We start from the raw sequence: 21,229 nt of genomic DNA, 5'->3' as shown, positions 1-21,229 counted from the left end.
CAGCGGTCACGCCTGAGCGTGATCACGGGCCAGACCTGTCATCGGGGTAACCTCCGATGATCCGGCCGCAGCGCAACGGAGTGGGGATCGCAGTGCAGGAAGACTTCGAGGCGGATCTCAGGCAGTTCCAGGTCCCCGGGATCAGCTGGGCGGTGCTCGACGGCGGTGAAATCGCCGAGCGTGGATCCGCTGGTGTGGTGGAAGCTGGTCGTGCTGACGCGGTCACGGACCGGACCTTGTTCCAGGCTGCGTCGATCAGCAAGCCCGTCACTGCGGTAGCGGCGCTGCGGCTGGTCGATCGGGGTCTCCTCGGTCTCGACGAGGACGTGAACACCCGGCTCAAGTCATGGCAGATCCCGCCTGTGGGTGGTTGGCAGCCCACCGTCACCCTGCGCCAACTGGTCAGCCACAGCGCCGGGCTCACGGTGGCCAGTTTCCCCGGTTATCCGTACGGCGTGACGCTACCGACCGTGCGGCAGATCCTCGACGGCGTACCACCGGCGAACACCCACGGCGTACGGGTCGACACGGTGCCCGGCACCCAGTTCCGGTACGCCGGGGGCGGCACCCTCGTCGTACAGCAACTCCTGGAGGACGTCACCGGCACACCGTTTCGCCAACTGCTGCAGGAGCTTGTCCTGGGTCCGCTCGGGATGGCCGACAGCGACTACGCCCATCCGCTCCCCGTGGACCGTCACGCCCAGGCGGCTGTCGCGCACGACGATCTAGGCCGCCCCATCGCCTGCCGCTGGCACAGCTACCCCGAGCTGGCCGCCGCAGGTCTCTGGACAACCCCCACTGACCTGCTCGCCTTCGCCCAAGCCATCAAACACTCGTACGACGGAGTCGCCGGCGCGCTGCTCTCGCCGGAACTCGCGCGGGAGGCACTCACTCCGCAACTGCCTTCCACCCCACGCCTCGGCGGACTTCACGCCATCGGACTCGGCTTCTTCCTGACGCCCGACGGACGCGTCTTCGGGCACAGCGGCGGGAACGAGGGATTCAACTGCCACCTGCTCGCCTCCCGGGAAACCGGTCAGGGCGCGGCGGTGATGACGAACGGCGCCAACGGCGACTGGCTTGTCCACAAGGTGTTCGGCCGCATCGCGGCGGCGTACGGGTGGAAGGACTACCCGCTCGAGATCGAGGAGCGAGTCGTGCCGAGCGGCAGCGTGATGGCCGGCCGGGCCGGCGCCTATCGGTTGCGCGGGAGCGTGACCTTCGACGTGACCTGGACCGGCACGGAGCTCCTCGTGACCTTCCCCGGACAGCCGCCGTTGCGATTCCAGCTGATCTCCGGGGACCGCTTCGGCGCTCGGGAGACCAGCACCGAACTGTGGTTCGAGGACCCTGCCGTGCTGTTCGTCCAGAACGGCGAGCAGCTCCGCTGCGAACGGGAACGGCCTGTGCGAGACTCCGGCGTATGAAGTACGTCCTGCTCATCTGCGACGACGAGTCGGCCTCTCCCAGCAACGAGGAGATCGAGGCCGACCCGGTCCACCAGGCCTGGCTGGCGAATCTGGAGCGCAAGGGCAGCCGGTTGTTCGGCGCCCGGTTGCGACCGGTGGTCGACGCCACCACGGTCCGGGTCCGCGATGACGAGATGCTGGTGTCGGACGGGCCGTTCGCCGAGACCAAGGACTTCGTCGGCGGACTCGTGGTGGTGGAGTGCGCCAACCTTGACGAGGCGATCGCGATCGCGGCCGGGCACCCGTACTCCCGGTGGGGCAGCATCGAGATTCGCCCGATCTGGGAATGAGCGCCTCGGCCAGTGCCGTCCACGCCGCCGTGACCGCGGCGTACCGGAACGAGTGGGGTCAGGTGGTCGCCACCCTGATCGGCCTGGTCGGGGACTGGGATCTGGCCGAGGACTGCACCCAGGACGCGTTCGCCGCCGCCCTGACGACCTGGCCGCGCGACGGCATCCCCGACCGGCCTGGCGCCTGGCTCACCACCACTGCGCGGCACCGGGCCACCGACCGCTTGCGCCGAGATGCCGTTGGCCGGGCGAAACTCCGGCAACTGGCAGTGCTGGACCAGGATCCGGAGGGACCAGACAGCATCGCCGATGAGCGGCTCCGGCTGATCTTCACTTGCTGCCATCCGGCCCTGCCGTTCGAGGCGCGGGTCGCCCTCACCTTGCGCACGCTGGCCGGCCTAAGCACGGCCGAGATCGCGCGCGGGTTCATCACCGCCGAGACCACGATGGCCCAGCGCCTGGTCCGCGCGAAACGCAAGATCGCCGAGGCCGGCATCCCGTACCGCGTTCCGTCGGCCGACCTGCTGCCGCAGCGGCTGGCGGCCGTTCTCGCCGTGATCTATCTGATCTTCAACGAAGGGTTCGGGGCGCAGGACGAGAGCCGATCGTTGACCGCCGAGGCGATCCAACTGGGCCGGATGCTGACCCGGCTGATGCCTCGGGAGGCAGAGCCGCACGGCCTGCTGGCCCTGATGCTGCTGCACGAGGCCCGTCGCGCGGCCCGAACCCACGACGGCGTCCTGATCACCTTGGAACATCAGGACCGATCCCGCTGGGATCGCGCCCTGATCGACGATGGGCTGGCCACGCTCGACCGCGCGCTGGCCCAACGAAGCGTCGGGCCGTACCAGATCCAGGCCGCCATCGCCGCCTGCCACGCCACGGCGCCGGACACCGCCGGCACCAACTGGCGCCGCATCGTCACCCTGTACGACGAACTGACGACCCTCGCACCATCCCCGGTGGTGGACCTCAACCGTGCCGTGGCGGTCGCGATGGCCGATGGCGTCCCGGCCGGCCTGGCCCTGGTCGACGATCTCGCCCGGAGCGGTCGCCTCGACAAGTACTACCTGCTGCCCGCCACGCGGGCAGATCTGTTGCGCCGCGCAGGCCGGGTCGCCGAGGCGAAAGCGGCGTACGAACAGGCCCTCCGGCTCGCGCCGACCGAGGCCGAACGGAGCTTCCTGGCGGCCCGGCTGACCCAGCTCTGACCAGGGCATTCACCCCGTGCGGCCCGGCAGTCAAAAATTTATCGCCGCGATGTCGATCACGGGATCCCGTTGTTCGTCGGTGGGCAAACCGACCGACGAAGGGAAGAGCGATGACGCAGCTCGAGCTGGACGACAATCGAGCCGGTACGACGGCCTCGCGAGTGGACCGAATCCGACGGCGACTCGTGCTGGCGGTGGCCTGCGCCGCGATGGCGATGGTCGGGTTGGACACCGCGATCGTGAACGTGGGGCTGCCGTCGATCCAGCGTGACCTGGGCGTCGGCCGCAGTACGGTGCAGTGGGTCGTGGTCGTCTACGGACTGCTCCTTGGCGGGTTCCTGCTCGTCGGTGGGCGGCTGGCCGATCACCTGGGTCGCCGGCGGATGTTTCTCACCGGCCTGACCGTCTTCACGCTCGGCTCCGCGCTGGCCGGTGCTGCCGGTCAGGCTGGGTTCCTGATCGCGGCCCGCGCTCTTCAGGGGTTCGGCGCTGCCCTGACCGCTCCGGCGGCCCTGGCGCTGGTGGCGGTGACCTTCGCCGAGGGCCCGGAGCGGGATCGCGCCCTCGGTATCTTCGGTGCCGTCGGCGGGGCGGCCGGTTCGGTCGGAGTCGTGGCTGGAGGTCTGCTGGCCGGCGGCCCGGGCTGGCGCTGGTCGTTCTTCATCAATGTCCCGATCGGTCTGGGCTGCATCGTGGCCGCCGCGGTGTTCCTCACCCGCGACGAGGTCGCCCGCGCCCGTACCCGGCTCGACCTCGCGGGAGCGACGACGGTGACCATGGGGCTCTTGCTCGCCGTCTACGCCCTTCATCACGCCGCGAGCCAGGGCTGGTTCGCCGGATCGAGCCTGCTGATGGCTGCGGGGTCGGTCCTGTTGCTGGTGCTGTTCGTGCGGATCGAGGCGCGGTCAGCCGCTCCTCTGGTACCTGCCTCGACGCTGCGGAACCGCCGTCTCGTGGTCGCCAACCTGACCGCTTTCCTCGCGTTCTGCGTGCTGCTCGCCTTCATCTTCGTCGGCTCGCTGCTGATGCAGCAGGTGCTCGGCTACACCCCGATCAGGACGGGTCTGTACTGGTTGGCGACAACCGTCACCGTCGTACTGGCGTCCATGACCGGCGCCCGCCTGGTCGCCAAGATCGGCGTCCGGCCGATGCTGGTCATCGGCCTCGTGGTCGTCACCACCGGAGCCCTGTGGCTGACCAGAGTCCCAACCCACTCGACCTATGCCATCGACCTGCTGCCGGCTTTTCTTCTCGCCGGAGTTGGTTTCGGGTTCTGTGGACCTGCGCTGCAGATCGGCGCGTTGTCGGGAGTTTCGAGCGCGGACTCGGGCCTTGCCTCCGGTCTGGTCGAAACCATGCGCGAGCTCGGCGGCGCCGCCGGTGTCGCCACGGTTTCGACCGTCCTGGTGGCGAGCAACGGCGTGCACGCCTTCCACAGTGCCTTCGCCTTCATCGCCGGCCTTGCCGTTCTCGGCGCGATCGTCGCAGCCGTGGGCTTTCGGAGTACGGCAGGTGGCGGGGATGGCCGGTTGTCTTCCTGAACGACACGTAACGTCCCAGGCACGGTGATTCCCGCGCCTGGGACGTTATGCGGTGTGTCAGGTCAGCAGTTCAGCGTCTTCATGATGCCGGCGACGCTGTTCCAGTCTTGACAGCCCGACGAGCTGTGGCCGTACCAGTCGTGGCCGAACTCGTGGGCTGCCAGCAGCGGTGGATTGGGGGCGAGGTTCATGGCGAGAGTGATTCGTTGCCCGGAGCCCCAGTTGCAGCCGATGATGCGCGAGCCCGCGTTGCAGGAGTCGACATAGCCGTTCTGGCAGGAGACCGGAGTGCCGCTGCCGGTGGTTTCGGTGAGGCCGATCCAGGTGGAGGCACCATCGCGGATCTGGCTTTCCCAGCCTCGGCAGGATGCTGTGATGTAGTACTGGCGGGAATTCGGGGCCTGGAACCGTGGGTGCGCGGCCGGGCCGGCGCTGGGCCGTGCCGCGGCGACGGGCGAACCCGCGGTGGTGCCGTCGCCGAGCCCGGCAGCGTCAGCAGCGCCAGGCTGTACGCCGAGGACGACGGCCGCGCCGGCGGCCAGCAGGAACAGCCGTTTGTTGAGAGAGCTCATCAGGTGTCCTTTCGGGTCGATGTGGTGGATCAGTACGGGAAGACGAACCAGTAGAAGGTGGCTGTGGTGGAGGCCCCGCTGCTGTCGGTGACCTTGACTGTGGGGTGGTAGGTCGCCGCCGTGGTCGGGGTGCCGCTGATCAGTCCGGTGGACTGGTTGATGGACAGGCCGTCTGGTATCCCATTGGCGGAGTAGGTGTAACCACCCGAGCCGCCGCTGGCCGAGATCTGCAGACTGACCGCGATGCCCTTCTTGGAGGTCTGCTGGTTCGGGTTGACGATCTTGAGGGTGCTGGTACCGCCCCCGGTGACGGTCAGCTTGTACGTCGCCTGCTGGGTGGCCGTGCCCTTGGTCGCGGTGACGGTCACGGTGTAGTCGCCGGCCGGGGTGGAGGCCGACGTGGCGATGGTGAGCTGCGACGATCCGCCGACGTTCACCTTGGCCGGGCTGAAGCTCGCGGTCGCGCCGCTCGGCAGCCCGCTCGCCGAGAGACTGATGTCGCCGGCCGGCGGCGGGCCGGTCTGGCCGAGCTGCTCGAGCAGTTCGGTCTTGTACGTCGACACCCGGGCGTAGACCGAGTACCAGTTGCAGGCGTTGTCCATCCAGGAGAAGACGCCGACGATGGTGTTGCCGACGAGGAACGGTCCGCCCGAATCACCGGGGCAGGTGCCGAGGTGTCCGTCGGAGAAGCCGGTGCAGAGCATCAGGGCCGGCTTGTAGGTGCCGGTGTAGCGCTCGTTGCAGCCGCTGTCCGGCGCCACCGGAATGGTTGCCTTGCGCAACACTTCGCTGTAGGTGTTCTGGGCGGTCTTGCCCCAGCCGAGCACCAGACCACTGGTGCCGACGGCCTCGTTGCTCGTGTCGGTCGCGATCGTCGGGTAGGTCATGCCGGCCGGGACCGGTACGTCGCGATCCAGTTGGACGACGGCGACGTCGTACCCACCCTCGTAGTTGACGTGCTTGGGGTGCACCCAGGACGACTTGATCTCGGCGACGAAGCCGGTGTCGTTGAGGTTGGTCGCGCCGTACACGAACCACTTGTGTCCCGGCTTCTCCACCAGGCAGTGCGCGGCGAGCAGGACCGTGTGCGGACCCATCAGGCTGGCGCTGCAGGACTGCTGTCCGGGGAACGGTGAGCCCTCGCGGCGCATCGAGATCATGAACGGGTACGCCGCGACGGTGGTCGGCGTACCGCCGACGACCGCGGGACCGGAGCCCACACCGGCGCGCCCTCCGGTGACCGGTCCCGCGGCCGTCCTCGCGGCGGTCTTGATGGTTGTTGACACCGACTGCCCGGCCTGCACCGTGCCGGCGGCCGGATCGGCGGTCACGCTGAAGTCGCCGGTGGGCGGCGGAGTCGAGCCGTTGGGGATGTACAGCAGCTTGTTCGGGGTGCCGGAGCGGATGTTGGTCATCTTCCCGGTGGTCGCGTTGTCGAGCACCCACGACTTCAGCTGGGCCGGCGTCGCGTTCGGCTCCTGGGCCAGGCGCAGCGCCATCGCCCCGGCGACGTGCGGCGCGGCCATCGACGTACCGGACAGGTTCCCGTACGACGAGTTGGAGGTGTTGATCGAGGAGTTGATGTTCGAACCGGGAGCGAACAGGTCGGTGCACGGCCCGTCGTTGGAGTCACCGGCCCGCTGGTCCGAGCTGGTCGCGTTGGCGGTCCGGACGCCGGTGTCCACGCGGCTGCCGGGACCGTAGTCGCAGGCGTTGCCGCCGTTGTTCCCAGTGATCAGCGCCCACTGGACGCCGGAGGTCGCGATCGCGTTCTTGATCGCGTCGACGCCGATCGAGGGGTTGTCGGCGTACACGCTCATGTTGACCACGGCCGGCTTCTTCGCGTTCTTCGCGATCCACTCGGCGGCCGTGACGATGTCGGTGTCCTGCCCGGTGGACTGGCAGTTCAGGATCCGCACCGCCCACAGCGTGGCCTTCTTGGCGACGCCGCGGGTCTTGCCGCCGACGATGCCGGAGACGTGCGTGCCGTGACTCTTGACCGAGTCGCAGTCCTCGCCATTGGTCGAGGGCTGGACGAAGTCGGCGCCGAACTTCGCGCGGCCCTCGAACTCCTGGTGGGAGTAGCGGATGCCGGTGTCGACGATGTAGACGTTCACCCCGGCGCCGTCGTTGGGGTAGGTGTACTTCTTGTCGAGCGGGAGATCGCGCTGGTCGATGCGGTCCAGACCCCAGTTGGGCGGGTCGTTCTGAGTGTCGGCGGCGTGCGCGGTGCCGGACTGGACGACGGACGCGACGGCCGGGTCGGCGGCGAGCCGGCGGGCCTGCTTGTCGCTCAGGCTCTTGACGACGAAACCGTGCATGACGGTGCTGAACACGTTGGTGACGTTGCCGCCGTACCGGCTGGCGAGGGTCGAGGCGGCGGAGCCGATCGTTGCCTCGTCGCGCTGTTTGAGGGACGTGTCCTTCAGCTTCACCAGGTAGACGCCGGCCACCGGCTGGCGGGCCGAGTGGTCGACGACGCCTTCCGGCTCGGCTGCTGACGCGTGCGGCATCAGCAAGGCAGTGGCTGCCGCGGCGGCCAACAGTGGTACCGCTCTACGCAGAGCGCGCATTGCTACCTCCTAGGGGGCGGGAATAGGAGGACGCTAGCGACGCCTGGACGCCGGGAGGTGAGAAAGTGTTTCGTGACCGGTCACAATCGGAGGCCGCCGCGTTCGGGCAGGTCAGAGGGCCTTTCCGGTCACAGTTTTACGCGGATTACCAGACCCAGCGAACGCCGACGGTGCCCGGACGGACATCCGGTACGGCGAGCGCCGTCGTACCGGCTTCGCTGAGCCAGAGGTCGTGGATGTGCCGTTCGGGGCTGCTGGGCGTGGCGCGATCGTAGCGGCGTACCCAGGCGGGTCGCCGGCCCGGGAACCGCAGTTGCAGCGTGTACAGACCGCCCGGCCGCGTGAAGTGGCGGTAGAAGTTGTCCATCGGCTGGCTGACCGGGAGCATGAGTTCGTACTCGATGACCGCGTGCTCGCCGGTCTCGAGTGGACGGTCGAAGAGGAACTCGGCGACGAACTGGCGGTTCTCCAGATCGCAGCGGACCCGCCCGCGGCGACCGAACGTCACGCCGGTCAGCTCGGGAACGAGGTGCTGCGGGTCGTCCATCTCGTGGTAGACCAGGCAGCGGTCGACCCGCTCGGCGCGAGCCTCGGCGACCAGCCGGACGCGCTGGCGCCGAGCCCCGGGTCCCTCGTTGACGACGAGCAGATCGCTGGTGTGCAAGAAGGCGAGCTGCCCGTCGGGCGGTGCGTCGAGGGCCTTCAGCAACGGTTCGGAGGACGGCCACAGCTTCCACCGGGCCAGGGTTCCGGGCGGATGATCGATCCAGCGGCCGCGCGGACGGCGGGCACCCAGCAGCGCCAGCAGCGACGTCGGGGGCAGCTCCAGGATCTCCTCGATCCGGGCCACGGCCTCGAGCGACTCGCCACGCTCGGGCCGGCTGCGGCCGCGTCGCCAGTACGACAGCGCCGTCCGGCTGACCGTCACGCCCTTGGCGGCCAGCCGGAGCCGCAGGTCCTCCAGCGACATTCCGTTGGCGGTGATCGCCGAGTCGAGCGCGGCCTCGAACGGGCCGGTGCGCAGGAGCCGGCTGACCTCTTGGCTCGCTCGTCGCATCGCGTGCCTCCTTACCGACATGGTCGCGGCCGGATGGTGCGAACGTCCAGCGCGGGCCGCACTCTGGTGAGTGTGCGGCCCGCGCGGTGGCGGTGGTGGTACGTCGTTCAGCTGACCGCGTCGGCCTTGGCGTTGCGGTCGACCGACGACCAGCCGGCGTCGTTGAACAGCTCGGCCGACGAACGCGGGCCGAAGAAGACGGCCTTGGCCTGCTGGTCACCCGCGAGCCAGTAGCAGAACCACGCGGTCTCGACGCCGATCAGGCGCTTGCGGGTGTCGCCCGGGAAGAAGTGGTCCGAGCCCTTCAGTTCGGCGAAGAAGGCCGGGTGCGCGGTCGCCGACGCGTACCGGCCGCGAACGTAGACCGACGGCACGATGTAGTCGAGTTGGCCGGCGATGAACAGACTCGGCCCCCGCATCGCCGGGACCGAACCCTGCGGGCCCGGCTCGACCGGCGAGCTGACCTTGACCATCGGGTCGGCGGCGGCCGCGATCGTGCCGCCGCCGCCTTGCGAATGGCCGGCCGCACCGATGTTCGCGGTGTCGATCTTGCCCTGGAAGAGGCTGCCGGAGCGGCTGTTCTCGGCGACCAGGAACTTGCCTCCGGCAAGCATCTCCTGACCGGAGCCGGATTGACCGGTGTTCGCGGCGGCGACCACGAAACCCCAGGAGGCCCAGTGCTTCAGCACTTCGTCGTACTGGCTGACGGTCGCACCGGTGCCGTTGCCCCACAGGATCACCGGGTGCTTGGCCGGGTCCGAGGCGAGGTCGGACGGGTAGTACAGCGTGTGGTCGGGGCCACCGGCGACCTTGGTGACCTGATGCGGGCCGGTCTGCTCGTAGTACCGCGGGGTGGCGAGGGTCGAGGACGAGGTCGCCGTGGCGGTCCAGGCCGGCTGTGCGGCCAGCAGACCGAGCAGAGTAGCGGCCAGGGCCGCTTTCAGAACCAGGGATAACTTTCGCACGCGAAGACACCTTTCGGGTGGGGCGGGGAACGATTCCGATTGTTCCGTTCGAGGTCGTTCGAGCGCTTTGGGGCCGGAGGCAAAGATTCCCGAAGGCTTTTGTGACGGGTCACAACGGCTGGCTTCGATAGTCAAAAAACAGTATTGGAACAGCAGTTGGCCGGGAGGTGTTGGCGGGTCTGTTGTTCGGGATCGTGCGGTTCTTAGTCTGCTGGCCTGGTAAGACCCGCCCCCAGAGGAGAACCAGGCATGAGGAAGACAACAGCGCGTGCGCTCGTCGCAGCAGCCGTGACGATCGGCGTCGTCGCCGTCGCGGCGCCCACCGCCCAGGCGGCCGAGGGAGTGGTCCGCAACGCGGGCTCGCCCACCGCGGTCGCGGGCAAGTACATCGTGGCGTTGAAGGACGCCCCCGCGGGCATCGTGGCGCCGGCGGCCGTCCGGACCCGCGCCGACGGTCTGGCCGGCAGGTTCGGCGGTTCCGTCGGCTACGTCTACGACCAGGTACTCGGCGGCTACTCGGCCACGATGACCGACTCGCAGGCACGGCGGCTGGCGGCGGACCCGTCGGTCGCCTATGTCGAGCAGGTACAGACCATGACGATCGCCGACACCCAGAACAACCCGCCGAACTGGGGTGACGACCGGATCGACCAGCGCGACCTGCCGCTGAGCAAGTCCTACACCTACCCGGCCAACCCCGGGCAGGGCGTCACGGTCTACATCCTCGACACCGGCATCAACGCGAACCACCAGGAGTTCACCGGCCGGGTGAAACAGGGCACCGACTTCGTGGACAACGACAGCAACCCGGCCGACTGTCACGGCCACGGCACCCATGTCGCCGGTACGGCGGTAGGCACCACCTACGGCGTCGCCAAGAAGGCGAACGTCGTGTCCGTCCGGATCCTGAACTGCCAGGGCAACGGCGAGGACGACGACATCCTGGCCGGGATGAACTGGATCAAGGCCAACGCGGTCAAGCCGGCCGTGGCCAACTACAGCGTCGGGTGCGGCGGCCGGTGCAACAGCGACTCGCTGGACAACGCGGTCAAGGCGCTCATCGCGTCCGGCGTCCAGTTCGTGCAGGCGGCGGGCAACAACAACGACGACTCGTGCTACTTCAGCCCGCAGAAGGTGCCGGCGGCCATCACGGTCGGCAACAGCACGATCGCGGATGCCCGCTACACCGGCACCGGCCCGTCCAACTACGGCTCGTGCCTGGACATCTGGGCCCCCGGCACCAACATCGTCTCCGCCTCCTACAGCAGCAACACCGGTACGGCGACCATGACCGGTACGTCGATGGCCTCGCCGCACACCGCCGGCGCGATCGCCCTCTACCTGGGAGCCAACCCGAACGCGACTCCTCAACAGGTCCGCGACGCGCTCGTCAACAACGGCACCACGGGCAAGCTGACCGGTATCAACTCCGGCTCGCCGAACGTGCTGCTCTACACCGCCTTCATCGGTGGCGGCACCCCGTCGGGCCCGGCCGTGACCAACCCTGGCAACCAGTCCACGGCCGTCGGCGGTACGGCGAATCTCCAGTTGCAGGCGTCCGGCGGTACCTCGCCGTACAGCTGGAGCGCCTCGGGCCTGCCGGCCGGGCTGTCCCTCGACTCGAGCACGGGCAAGATCACTGGCTCGCCGACAACTCAGAACACCTACAACGTGACGGTGACCGTCACCGACTCGGCGGGCAGGACCGGCCAGGCCACCTTCACCTGGACGATCGGTGGATCCGGCGGCTGCACGGCGGCGCAGGTCGTCGGCAACACCGGCTTCGAGAACGGCAGTACGCCGTGGACCGCGAACACCAACGTCATCGGCAGTTGGCCGGACCAGGCCGCGCACGGCGGCACCCGGTACGCGTGGCTCGGTGGCCAGGGCGTCAGCCACACCGACTACGCGTCCCAGTCGCTGACCATCCCCGCCGGTTGCGCGACGGTGACGCTGCGGTTCTGGCTGCACATCGACACCGCCGAGACCGAGAACGTCGCCTACGACAAGGTCGCGGTGACGCTGGGCAGCAGCACACTGGCGTCGTACTCGAACCTCGACAAGGCCGGTGGGTACGTCGAGAAGGTGATCGACGTGAAGCAGTTCGCCGGGCAGACCGCGACGCTGAAGTTCAACGGGGTCGAGGACCAGTCGCTGCAGACCAGCTTCGTCGTCGACGACGTGACGCTGTCCGCTTCCTAGGAACGTTCCCACGGTGCCTGAGCTCTCAACGGCAGGCGGCCGAAGGTGGATACTCTCGCCTATGGGAGAGCGGATCGTCGGCAGGGAACTGGCCCAGGTACTGCGCACTGGGCCGTTCTCTGCCGCCTTGCATCTGGCGATCGAGGCCAGTGGGCTGCGCCTGGAGGAGATCCAGGCGCGGCTCGCGGAGCAGGGAATCATGGTCAGCCAGACCACGCTCGCGTACTGGCGCCGGGGCCGCAGCCGGCCCGAACGCCCCGCTTCTCTTCTCGCAGTGGCAGCGCTCGAGGGCATTCTGCGGCTGCCCGCGGACGCGCTCACCGCCCAACTGGGACCCCGGCGCCCCCGTGGGCGGTGGCTGGACCACGCGCCGGGCACGATGGAGCTGGCTGAGGTGTGGTCGGACTCCGAGAGCCTCGAGAGCCTGCTGGAGGCCGTCAACACCCCGGTGCACAACATCCTGCACCGGGTGAGCATGCACGACCTGTTCGTCCTGGGCCCGGATCGGGGCCTGGTCTCACTGACGACCCGCGCGGTCGTCCGGGCCACCGCCGACAAGATTTCCCGCAGCGTGTTCGCCTATCACAGCGACGAGGACGAGGGCGGTCTGCCGACCGTGCACCCGGTTCGCAACTGCCGGATCGGCCGGACCCGCTCCGATCCCGACGAACGATTCCTGGTCGCGGAACTGATCTTCGATCGCGTCCTGGGCACGGGAGAGACAGCCGCCATCGAATACGAGATGCGGTTCGGTCCCGATGCCTTCAGCGACCACTACCACCGGGCTTTTCCGGCGGAGACCGGTGACTATCTGCTGCAGGTGCAGTTCGACCCGGCCGCATTGCCGGCCCGGTGCTTCCGGTACAGCCGGCGCCGGGAGAACGCGCCCGACCAGGGTGTCCGCGAGGTGTGGGTTGGATCGACGTACGGCGTCCATGTCGTCGACCGGGACATCGCGCCAGGTCTGGTGGGTCTGCGCTGGGAGTGGGACTGACGACGCCGGCCACGGAGCGCCGTACCGGCAGGGCTCGGGGTCGCTTCAGTGAGGGCTGGGCGCTGTGATGACGCGGTTGCGGCCGGCTTCCTTGGCGGCGTACATCGCGGTGTCGGCCGCGAGCAGGGCGACGTTGATATCGGGGCCGGCTTCGGGGTAGGTGGCCGCGCCGATCGAGCAGGTCAGGCCGTCGACGACCGCCGGTCCGTTGCTAGCGGCAACCTCGACGGTCAGGGCGGCGATCCGGCGGCGGATCCGCTCGGCGGTCGCGCTGGTGTCGTCCGCGGTGGTGCTGGGCAGCAGTACGGCGAACTCTTCGCCACCGAGCCGGCCGAGCTGATCGTCGCCGCGCAACTCGCGGCGAAGTTCGTCCGCGACGGTCTTGAGGACGGCGTCCCCGGCGGCATGGCCGTAGGTGTCGTTCACGCTCTTGAAGTGGTCCAAATCGATGTAGAGCACACCGAGCGGCGTACCGCTGCGCTCAGCCCGAGCGACTTCGGTGGCTGCCAACTGGTGCCAGAACACCTGGTTGGCAACCCGAGTCAGCGGGTCGGTGCGGGCCTCGTCCTGGAACTGGCCAACCAGCAGGGCGCGATGAAGCGCGAGGACGGTCACGAGGAGCGCGGCCAGCGTCCAGGGCTGACTGCTGATCAGCGCAGCGATCGCGATACCGAGCCCGAGCGCGCCGGCGACCACGAACTGGTCGGACAGCCGCCCGAGCGCCTTCCCGGCTTCCCCGCTGGGGTTGGACAGCATGATCGCGCCGACCACGAGCGCGTAGTTGACGAACCAGTACGCCAGCGCGGCGGTACTGACGGCCACGAGCCCGAGCGGCCCGTGCGGATACCCCGGGTAGGGGTCCGGGCTGATCGCGGTCAGGAAAACAGCGCCGATCGCGGCCGCGAGCACGACCGTCGAAGCGGAGAAGAACCAGCGGTACGGCGGCACTCGGCTCAGCCGCAGCCACGAGTGCACATACGTGGTCGTGATCAGTACGACGGCCAGCGGCGGCGGCAGGACCAGGACTCCCGCGAACGTCCACATCCCTTTCAGGTTGACGTACGGCGGCCCCACCGTGGTGCGTTCACGCAACCGCTCGATGCGCAGCGAGCCTTCGATGTGGATCGCGGATCCGACCGCGAGAATAGCCAGCCAACGCCAGTGGCCGGCCGTGACATCGACCAGCTCGATCGTGGCGGCGATCGCCGCGAGCGCCAGCAGATCGACAGCCAGCACGTAGCCGAGCACGGTGCGAGGCACGGACCACAGGTCCCACCGGGCAGGTGACCATGCTGCATCGGTTCGCCTACGGCGCCTGCGCTGCCGCGCCCAATGGCGGATACTCGGCATGAAAGTCCCCTACCCTCACTGTGGTCCCCGGTGATCAGAGTATCTGCCGCGTCACCGATTGTCAGCGGCGGTGCGGTCGCCCGGCGGACACACCCGGTCTCCCGGGAGGAGGTGCGTCGCGATGCGTAACAACGACTGGAACTGACCAATCCCGTTGAGCGACCCTCCCTTCCCGCACCAGCCCCACCGCGGCCGAGTCGCCCTCCTGCGCTGCGCCCCGGTTCCGCCGGCGCGGCGCAGGAGCAACTGCGGCCGGTCCGTTCAAGGGCTCACGGGTGGCGAGCGGGCTCGGTCGTCGGTCTCGCCGCCGGCCTGTGGGAGAGTGGATTTCATGCCGCTGAGCGCACACCACCTCAGAGCTTCGATCGCCGTACGCGACCTGCAAAAAGCGATCGCGTTCTACGAAGGCACACTGGGCCTGGAGGCGCTGCAGTCCGGCCCTAGCGCCAACATCCCCGACGGTAGCCGCGTCTACGGTTCTGGTGGCGGACCGGCACTAAATGTGTACCAGTCCGACAGCGCCGGGCAGACCTCGGCGACCCTGGCAACCTGGTACGTCGATGACATCGACCAGCTCGTCGACGAACTCGCCTCGTCCGGCGTCGAGTTCATCCGCTATGACCACCTCGAACACGACGCCAAAGGCATCACCGCCCGGGCCGGCGGTGGCCGCATCGCCTGGTTCCAGGACCCGGACGGCAACACCTTCGCCCTCGAAGCCGACATCTGACCCGCCACGGGTCCCCGGCTCCGTCCCTCAGGAGTGACAGCTAGTCGAAGAGACTGGGTTCCGGGTCAGGTTGAACCGGAGCCGGCCGGAAACCTGCAGCGGACCGGTCACCCGGCTGGACGACCGCATGTCCGACCGCCTCCTCCAGCCCTTTGACAGCAAGCCGATCGGCGCGCTCGTTCTCCGGATGCCCGGCGTGCCCCTTCACCCATAACCACTCGACCTCATGCCGCGCGTTCGCCTGTTCCAGGCGCTGCCACAGATCGGCGTTCTTCACCGGCAACTTCGCCGAGGTGCGCCACCCGTTCAGCTTCCACTTCGCCAACCACTGGGTGATGCCATTCCGCACATAGGTGCTGTCGGTATGGAGCTTCACCACCTCGCCGTCCCGCGTCAGCCCCTCCAGCGCCATGATCGGGGCCATCAACTCCATCCGGTTGTTGGTGGTTTCCGCCGGCTCTCCGCCGTACAGCTCCTTCTCGTGCTCGCCGTACCGCAGCACCACACCCCACCCGCCAGGCCCAGGATTGGGACTGCAGGCCCCGTCGGTAAAGATCTCAACAACCCGCTTGTCAGCCACCGCCGCACCCTACCGTCAGATTCGAGACGCCGACCGGCAACCACTCTTGGGGATTTCGGTCGCTATGACCGCGCTGGATTGCCTGAAGCGTCCTGATGGGGTGTGTGGTGCCTGGGCGCCGCGCACCCCATCGCTGTTGGTGTTAGGGGGTGCAGGTCCAAGTCACGGGGCGGGTGTGGCCCTGGGCGTCTGTGCTTACGCCTGCTGCGGTGTTGTTGTTGGTGACTGCCGTGGCGGAGGTGGAGAAGGAGTCGCTGCCGGCAGTGAGGGGCGGGAGCGGTTGCTCGTTGCCGTCGGTCCAGATCACGGCGCCGAGGTTGGCGTCGGAGCCTACGGCTGTTCCGAGGTCGTTCACTGCGCGCGCGTCGGTCTGGACACCGGGCAGGGCTTGGGGGCCGGTCGGTTCCCACCTGACCGCGCTTGCGAGGTCTTCGGGTCCGCCGGTGAGCACGGCAGATCCGACGATGTAGTCGCCTGCGGCGGCGCGTGCGATTGAGTTGGTGCCGGAGACGGGGCCGGGCAGCGCCGTCAGTCCGTGGCGGATCGTGCCTGCGATCGCCTGCTGCCTGAACTCGTCGCCGACCGTCTCGGTCCATCCCACGACGGTGCCCTGCTGCGTGACGTCGGTGAGGTAGGCCGAGCCTGCCACGACGCCGAGGTCCCGGATCGACTGCGGAGTTCGCGCGGACCAGGCGACGGCATGGTTGGCGTCCCCGCCGGCCGCGTAGCCGACGATCAGCCCGGCGTCGTTGATCGCGGTCGGTACGGCGGCGTCGCCGCCGGGCAGCGACGGGAGGTCGATGACCTGGCCACCGCGCCAGAGGACTCCGTGTGCCTGTACGTTCTCGCCCTGCGTCACGCCGATCACGTCGCCGCGACTGTTCACGTCCTGCGCGACCGCCTCGACTCCACCTGGAGCATCCAGCACGGTCACAGCGCCGTCGTGCCACACCAAGGGACGCGTCTTACCGTCCACGTCGACGCCATAGCCCGCAAACGAATCGTCGCGATCGCTGTTGTAGACGTACCCGGCGCTCCACCCCGCTGGTAGCGGTAGCTCGCTGACCACCCAGGTACAGGCGGCCGCCGTACCGTCCGCGCCGCTGACCTGCGCCGCTGCCGGAGACGGCATCTGCATCACGGTCACAGCGAGTCCGGCTACCAGGCCGGCAAGCCGTGGCACATACCGAAAGCGACGTACTGAAAGCTCCATTGGTCCCCCACCCTCTAGACGACGGATTCGTCACTCTAGCGACGAGAACGGCGGCGAGGTGCGTCGTTGCACGTTGTTGCAATGGACCACCGTCGACCCGGTACGGCGGTCAGTTGAGTCATCGGAATGTCATCGACCGTACCTACGGTGACGGGTACATCGAACTGGAGGGAGTGAAATGACCATCAAGCGAATTGCAGCATTGTTCGCCTCGGCAGCGTTGATCGTTGCCGGCGCGTTCGTCGTCAAGCCGACGACCGCGGTGAACGCCGGCGGGAGCTCGGCCAGCCAGGGACACAGCGACGGGTTCGAGTGGAACTGATCGCCTGAACGCCAACGGAGAAGCCCGGCTCGCCGACCGGTCTTCTCCGTTGGTCCTAGTAGTGAATGCGAGCCCGTACGGCGCGATGGTCCGAGTAGTTGGCGGGGTTGTCGGAGCCGGTGTAGTGGGCGTCGGCCGCACCGGCTTCTTCGAAGGTGACGGTGTGAACGGCGGTCACGGCGGGCATACCGCCGGGCTTCTTGGCCCAGATGTAGTCGATGCGGTTGCTGCCGCCGATCGTCCAGTTGTTGCCGAGGCACTCCCCGCGCGGAGCTGTCGCGTCGCCGCAGTGGTCGTACATCACGTCGCGGAATCCGGCGTCGCCGCCGAGGTCGCCGTTCGTCTGCCGGTACCAGGCCTTCCAGTCACCCGGGTTGCCGGCGGTGGTGTTCGCGTCCCCGCCCCAGATCATCAGGTCGCCACCCCAGCCGGAGACCTTCTCGGATGCCTCGCGGGCGTTCTCCGCGACGCACGGGTGGCCGCCGCTGTTGGCGGTCGGCCAGTGGGTCGACGCGACGGTGAGGTTCTTGTCGGCCAAGGTGTCGTGGAGCTTGAGCCGGAGCGCCTCCGCCCGACTCTGGCCGGTGTTCACACAACCGTTGTCGCCGTCTCGGTCGGCTATCCAGGTGTCCGACTGCAGCACCTGGAACCGATCGGTGTCGAAGATGATCGCGGTGGTCTGCTGCTTCTTCTCACCCTTGCAGCGGGCCGGCTGTTCCGGCGGCTCGGGGTTCGCGATCCGGCCGGTGTACTTGCGATTCAGCTTGGTCTCCATGGTGCTGACCAACAGGTTCAGCTCCGTACGGTTGCTGATCTGCTGCACCAGGAAGATGTCCGGGGCGGGGTCGGAGCTCTTCATCGCGAAGATGAGGTCCTGCCAGTCCCCCGGACAGTTGGCGTCGATCGTCTTCAGGTTCTCCACGTTGTTCGTGTAGACGTTGACGTAGTCGCGCCGTGGCGCTTCGGCGGCGGTCGACGCTCCCGCTGTGGAAAGCAGCACACCGACAGACAAAGCGGTGGCGGCCAGTGCGGTGGCGGTCAACCTCCGCCGGGAGCGGGGCAGGCGAAGCGGTACAGGCATGACGTTCTCCTCGGGGCGGTGTCACGGCGGTCCGAGCGGACCGGCCGAGTCTGGCCGTAGGTTAACGCCGACCGGGAGTCATCAGAAGACAGTGCACCTTGGTCAGTCGACACCCTCGACGATGCGGAAGTCGCGCTCGACACCGTCTGACAACGCGACCAGAGCCTCCTGGTACGCCGTACTCTCGCGCGCCGCAACGGCCTGTTCAAAGCTGTCGAACTCGACCACGATCGTGCGCTCGGCGATTCCGGCGTCATGCGCGACGACCCGACCACCACGGATGATGGTTCGACCGCCCGCGGCCTGAACGGCCAGACGAGCCAACTCGTTGTAGGCAGCCAGCTTCTCGGGGTCTGAAATGGTGCGGTAGACGCTGACCCAGTAGCCCTTAGGCATGGAACCTCCAGTATTGGGATGATGCTCGATCGGGCTAGATCACGAGCAGACTGATGTCGAGTGCGGGGGCGGAGTGCGTGACAGCGCCGACCGAGACGGCGTCGACGCCGGTGGCAGCGATGTCGGCGACCGTGTTGAGGCTGATGGTGCCGGATGCTTCGAGGCGGCAGGCGGATCCCGAGGCGTCGCGCTCCTTCACCACCAGGGCCATGTCCTCGGTGGACATGTTGTCCAGCAGCATCCACTCGACGTCGCAGTCGAGGGCGTCGTGGGCTTCGGCCAGAGTGGTGACCTCGACCTCGATCGCCAACTGCTGGCCTTCCGCCGCCATGCCGTCGCGGACTCGTTGAACCGCCGACCGGACTCCGCCGGCTGCGGCGAGATGGTTTTCCTTCAGGAGCACCATGGAGGCAAGGTCGAGTCGGTGGTTGGTCCCGCCGCCGCAGGTCACGGCGTACTTGTCCAGCGCGCGGAGGCCGGGTGCGGTCTTGCGAGTGTCGAGGAGGCGCACGTCGCGTCCGCCGATCGCGGCCATGAAGGACGCCGTAGAGGTGGCGATGCCCGACATCCGCTGGGCGAAGTTCAGTGCGACCCGCTCGCCGGTGATGATCGAGCGTGCCGGTCCACTGATTGCCGCCAGCAACTGTCCCGGGACCACCGCATCGCCGTCGGTAACGGCCGGCCGTACGACCACGCCGGCGTCAACCTCGCCGTACACGCTCTGTACGACGGACAGTCCGGCGACGCGTCCCGGCTGTTTGGCGATCATCGTCGCCTCGACGTGCAGTGCCGCCGGGACGCTCCACCGTGTGGACACGTCGTCCGCCGCGTGATCCTCGGCCAGTGCAGCCCGGACCGCGGCCAGGATTGTTGCTGTTGCCGGTTGCATCAGGAGCGTCCTCTCGTCAGTGATGGCCTTGTGAGTCACGCGGCCGAAGACTTGCCGATGGCAACCATCCGCTGGACCGAACGCCTGGCCCGCTCGGCGATCTCGCTCGGCAGCTGGATCTCGTCGCGGCCCTCACGCAGGCATCGGAGCAGCAGTTCCGGGGTGATCATCTTCATGAACCGGCACGATGCCTTCGGGTTCACCGGGACGAAATCCGTGTGCTGATTCACCTTGCGCAGCTGGTGCAGCATGCCGATCTCCGTGGCGACGAGAGCGGTCTCGGCCTTCATGCCGCGGGCGCTCTCCAGCATCCCGGCCGTGGAGAGGATGTGGGTCCGCTCGGCCGGCAGGTCGCCCCGCCCGGCCAGCCAGATCGTCGACGACGCACAGCCGCATTCGGGGTGGACGAGGACCTCGGCCGTGGGGTTGGCCGCGATCTGGGCGCGCAGGTCGGTCGGGCTGATACCGGCGTGCACATGGCACTCCCCCATCCACACCTCGATGTTGTCCCGGCCCGTCTGCCGCCGGACATGCTCCCCGAGGAACTGGTCGGGTAGGAACAGCACCGTCTGATCGCGTGGGATCGAGTTGACGACCTCCACCGCGTTGGACGAGGTGCAGCAGACGTCGGCCTCCGCCTTGACCGCCGCGCTGGTGTTGACGTAGGCAACGACCGCGGCCCCCGGGTGCTGGGCCTTCCAGGCACGCAACTGATCCGCGTCGATGGTGTCCGCCAAGGAGCAGCCTGCCTGGGCGGTGGGGATCAGCACGGTCTTGTCGGGGCTCAGCAGCTTCGCGGTCTCGGCCATGAAATGCACGCCGCAGAAGACGATCGTGCCGGCGTCGGTCGCGGCCGCGATCCGGGACAGTGCGAGCGAGTCGCCGACGTGGTCGGCGACGTCCTGGATCGCCGGTTCCTGGTAGTTGTGGGCGAGGATCACTGCGTCCTGCTCCCGGGCGAGACGGCGTACCTCGTCCTGCCAGTGGGTCGATCGAGTCTCGGCAATAGTCACGTCGATGTCCTTTGAGAGGTTTTCGCTCCAGAGGCGATAACTAGGATCACGGTACCATCACCCACGTGCCGGCAACCAAGGAAGGTGATCGGGTTAACTTCCCGAGCTATCCCCACGAAGTACTCGCGGTGGTCCTCTCCGTCCGCGACGGCAGGCTGTGCGTCCTGCTGTGGAAGCGCGCCCGCAGTCCGTACCGGGACCGATGGGCCCTCCCCGGCGGCGGTGTCGAGTCCACCGAGAGGTTCCGGGAGGCCATCACCGGACACCTCGCCGCCAAGGTCGATGTCCGCGACGTCGCGCATCTGGAGCAGGTAGCCACCCATAGTGCCGTCGACCGTGATCCTCGGGCCCGGGTGCTGGCCACGGGCTACCTCGGCCTGGTTCCTTCCGACGTCCAGCCGGACCTTCCGTCCGACACGGCCTGGCATCCGGTCGAGGACCTGCCGCGGACCGCGTTCGACCACCACCACTTCATCGACGCCGCGACCGGGCGGCTGCGCGCGAAGCTCTCGTACACGAACATCGGGTTCGCGCTGGCGCCGCTCGAGTTCACCATCGCGGAACTGCGGGATCTCTTCGGTGCCGCCCTGGGCTATCAGCTCGGCGCCACGAACCTCACCCGCGTCCTGACCCGACGGCACGTGATCGACCCGACCGATCGTCGTACCAGCTCCGGCCAGTCCGGTGGACGCCCGGCCACCGTCTACAAGTTCGTCACCCGCGAGCTCACCGTCACAGACCCGTTCGCGGTCCTCCGCCCGCCCCGCTGATCGAGAGACTA

The 21,229-nt window shown here is 68.2% G+C and carries 19 protein-coding genes and 1 pseudogene; 9 read left to right on the top strand and 11 right to left on the bottom strand.

The features are described from left to right. Positions 1–56 precede the first annotated feature (56 nt). From ACIA49_RS28525 to ACIA49_RS28510, 4 genes are all read left to right on the top strand, one after another. Positions 57–1,427, top strand: coding sequence for a serine hydrolase domain-containing protein (locus tag ACIA49_RS28525; protein ID WP_396380500.1), 1,371 nt, complete (start codon positions 57–59; stop codon positions 1,425–1,427). Continuing rightward, on the top strand, positions 1,424–1,759 hold the full coding sequence (locus ACIA49_RS28520) for a YciI family protein (protein WP_396380499.1): 336 nt from the start codon (positions 1,424–1,426) through the stop codon (positions 1,757–1,759). The genes ACIA49_RS28525 and ACIA49_RS28520 overlap by 4 nt, the downstream gene beginning before the upstream one ends. Continuing rightward, positions 1,756–2,970: an RNA polymerase sigma factor gene (locus ACIA49_RS28515; protein ID WP_396380496.1), complete on the top strand. Its 1,215-nt coding sequence runs from the start codon at positions 1,756–1,758 to the stop codon at positions 2,968–2,970. Before ACIA49_RS28520 ends, ACIA49_RS28515 begins: the two co-directional genes overlap by 4 nt. Positions 2,971–3,080: 110 nt before the next feature. Continuing rightward, positions 3,081–4,511, top strand: coding sequence for an MFS transporter (locus tag ACIA49_RS28510; RefSeq protein WP_396380494.1), 1,431 nt, complete (start codon positions 3,081–3,083; stop codon positions 4,509–4,511). A 62-nt stretch (positions 4,512–4,573) separates the two neighbouring features. Here the strand turns inward: ACIA49_RS28510 and ACIA49_RS28505 are convergent, their stop codons facing one another. The 4 genes from ACIA49_RS28505 to ACIA49_RS28490 form a co-directional block, all read right to left on the bottom strand. After that, a complete protein-coding gene (locus ACIA49_RS28505) occupies positions 4,574–5,083 on the bottom strand; it encodes a hypothetical protein (RefSeq protein ID WP_396380492.1) in 510 nt (169 codons plus the stop codon). Between the two features lie 29 nt (positions 5,084–5,112). After that, the gene (locus tag ACIA49_RS28500; RefSeq protein WP_396380490.1) at positions 5,113–7,656 is read right to left on the bottom strand and encodes a trypsin-like serine protease; all 2,544 of its coding nucleotides are present in this window, start codon (positions 7,654–7,656) and stop codon (positions 5,113–5,115) included. Positions 7,657–7,801: 145 nt separating this feature from the next. Next, on the bottom strand, positions 7,802–8,713 hold the full coding sequence (locus ACIA49_RS28495) for a helix-turn-helix domain-containing protein (protein ID WP_396380489.1): 912 nt from the start codon (positions 8,711–8,713) through the stop codon (positions 7,802–7,804). A 107-nt stretch (positions 8,714–8,820) separates the two neighbouring features. After that, the gene (locus ACIA49_RS28490) at positions 8,821–9,678 is read right to left on the bottom strand and encodes a hypothetical protein (protein WP_396380486.1); all 858 of its coding nucleotides are present in this window, start codon (positions 9,676–9,678) and stop codon (positions 8,821–8,823) included. 249 nt (positions 9,679–9,927) lie between these two features. Here ACIA49_RS28490 and ACIA49_RS28485 point away from each other — a divergent pair, with 249 nt between their 5' ends. Then, positions 9,928–11,880 (top strand): S8 family serine peptidase, encoded by a 1,953-nt coding sequence (locus ACIA49_RS28485; protein WP_396380484.1) that lies wholly within the window; start codon positions 9,928–9,930, stop codon positions 11,878–11,880. A 61-nt stretch (positions 11,881–11,941) separates the two neighbouring features. Then, complete coding sequence (locus ACIA49_RS28480; RefSeq protein WP_396380483.1) at positions 11,942–12,874, top strand: XRE family transcriptional regulator; 933 nt, start codon at positions 11,942–11,944, stop codon at positions 12,872–12,874. Between the two features lie 45 nt (positions 12,875–12,919). Here the strand turns inward: ACIA49_RS28480 and ACIA49_RS28475 are convergent, their stop codons facing one another. Beyond that, positions 12,920–14,134 carry a diguanylate cyclase gene (locus tag ACIA49_RS28475; protein WP_396380480.1) on the bottom strand — a complete coding sequence of 405 codons (1,215 nt, stop codon included), beginning with the start codon at positions 14,132–14,134 and terminating at the stop codon, positions 12,920–12,922. A 421-nt stretch (positions 14,135–14,555) separates the two neighbouring features. Here ACIA49_RS28475 and ACIA49_RS28470 point away from each other — a divergent pair, with 421 nt between their 5' ends. Further along, a complete protein-coding gene (locus ACIA49_RS28470) occupies positions 14,556–14,954 on the top strand; it encodes a VOC family protein (protein WP_396380478.1) in 399 nt (132 codons plus the stop codon). Between the two features lie 136 nt (positions 14,955–15,090). Here the strand turns inward: ACIA49_RS28470 and rnhA are convergent. Both rnhA and ACIA49_RS28460 read right to left on the bottom strand, forming a co-directional pair. Beyond that, a pseudogene (gene rnhA / locus ACIA49_RS28465) lies at positions 15,091–15,534 on the bottom strand (ribonuclease HI); the annotation flags it as partial. A gap of 142 nt (positions 15,535–15,676) precedes the next feature. Continuing rightward, positions 15,677–16,666 carry a hypothetical protein gene (locus ACIA49_RS28460; RefSeq protein ID WP_396380477.1) on the bottom strand — a complete coding sequence of 330 codons (990 nt, stop codon included), beginning with the start codon at positions 16,664–16,666 and terminating at the stop codon, positions 15,677–15,679. Positions 16,667–16,925: 259 nt separating this feature from the next. Here ACIA49_RS28460 and ACIA49_RS28455 point away from each other — a divergent pair, with 259 nt between their 5' ends. Beyond that, positions 16,926–17,069 (top strand): hypothetical protein, encoded by a 144-nt coding sequence (locus tag ACIA49_RS28455; RefSeq protein WP_396380474.1) that lies wholly within the window; start codon positions 16,926–16,928, stop codon positions 17,067–17,069. 55 nt (positions 17,070–17,124) lie between these two features. Here ACIA49_RS28455 and ACIA49_RS28450 read toward each other — a convergent pair whose 3' ends face one another. The 4 genes from ACIA49_RS28450 to nadA form a co-directional block, all read right to left on the bottom strand. Next, positions 17,125–18,150 carry a hypothetical protein gene (locus tag ACIA49_RS28450; protein ID WP_396380472.1) on the bottom strand — a complete coding sequence of 342 codons (1,026 nt, stop codon included), beginning with the start codon at positions 18,148–18,150 and terminating at the stop codon, positions 17,125–17,127. Positions 18,151–18,252: 102 nt separating this feature from the next. After that, entirely contained in the window at positions 18,253–18,546 is a 294-nt protein-coding gene (locus tag ACIA49_RS28445; protein WP_396380471.1) for a DUF1330 domain-containing protein, read from the bottom strand. 34 nt (positions 18,547–18,580) lie between these two features. Continuing rightward, entirely contained in the window at positions 18,581–19,435 is an 855-nt protein-coding gene (gene nadC / locus ACIA49_RS28440; protein ID WP_396380470.1) for a carboxylating nicotinate-nucleotide diphosphorylase, read from the bottom strand. A gap of 35 nt (positions 19,436–19,470) precedes the next feature. Then, positions 19,471–20,454 (bottom strand): quinolinate synthase NadA, encoded by a 984-nt coding sequence (nadA, locus tag ACIA49_RS28435; protein ID WP_396380819.1) that lies wholly within the window; start codon positions 20,452–20,454, stop codon positions 19,471–19,473. Positions 20,455–20,513: 59 nt separating this feature from the next. On the opposite strand from nadA, the gene ACIA49_RS28430 reads away from it, so the two are divergent. Further along, positions 20,514–21,218: an NUDIX hydrolase gene (locus ACIA49_RS28430; RefSeq protein ID WP_396380468.1), complete on the top strand. Its 705-nt coding sequence runs from the start codon at positions 20,514–20,516 to the stop codon at positions 21,216–21,218. The last annotated feature ends 11 nt before the right edge of the window (positions 21,219–21,229 follow it).

The sequence above is a fragment of the Kribbella sp. NPDC051587 genome, from assembly GCF_044453945.1.
In the GTDB taxonomy this organism is placed as follows: domain Bacteria; phylum Actinomycetota; class Actinomycetes; order Propionibacteriales; family Kribbellaceae; genus Kribbella.
This window is presented reverse-complemented; position numbering and strand designations above follow the sequence as displayed.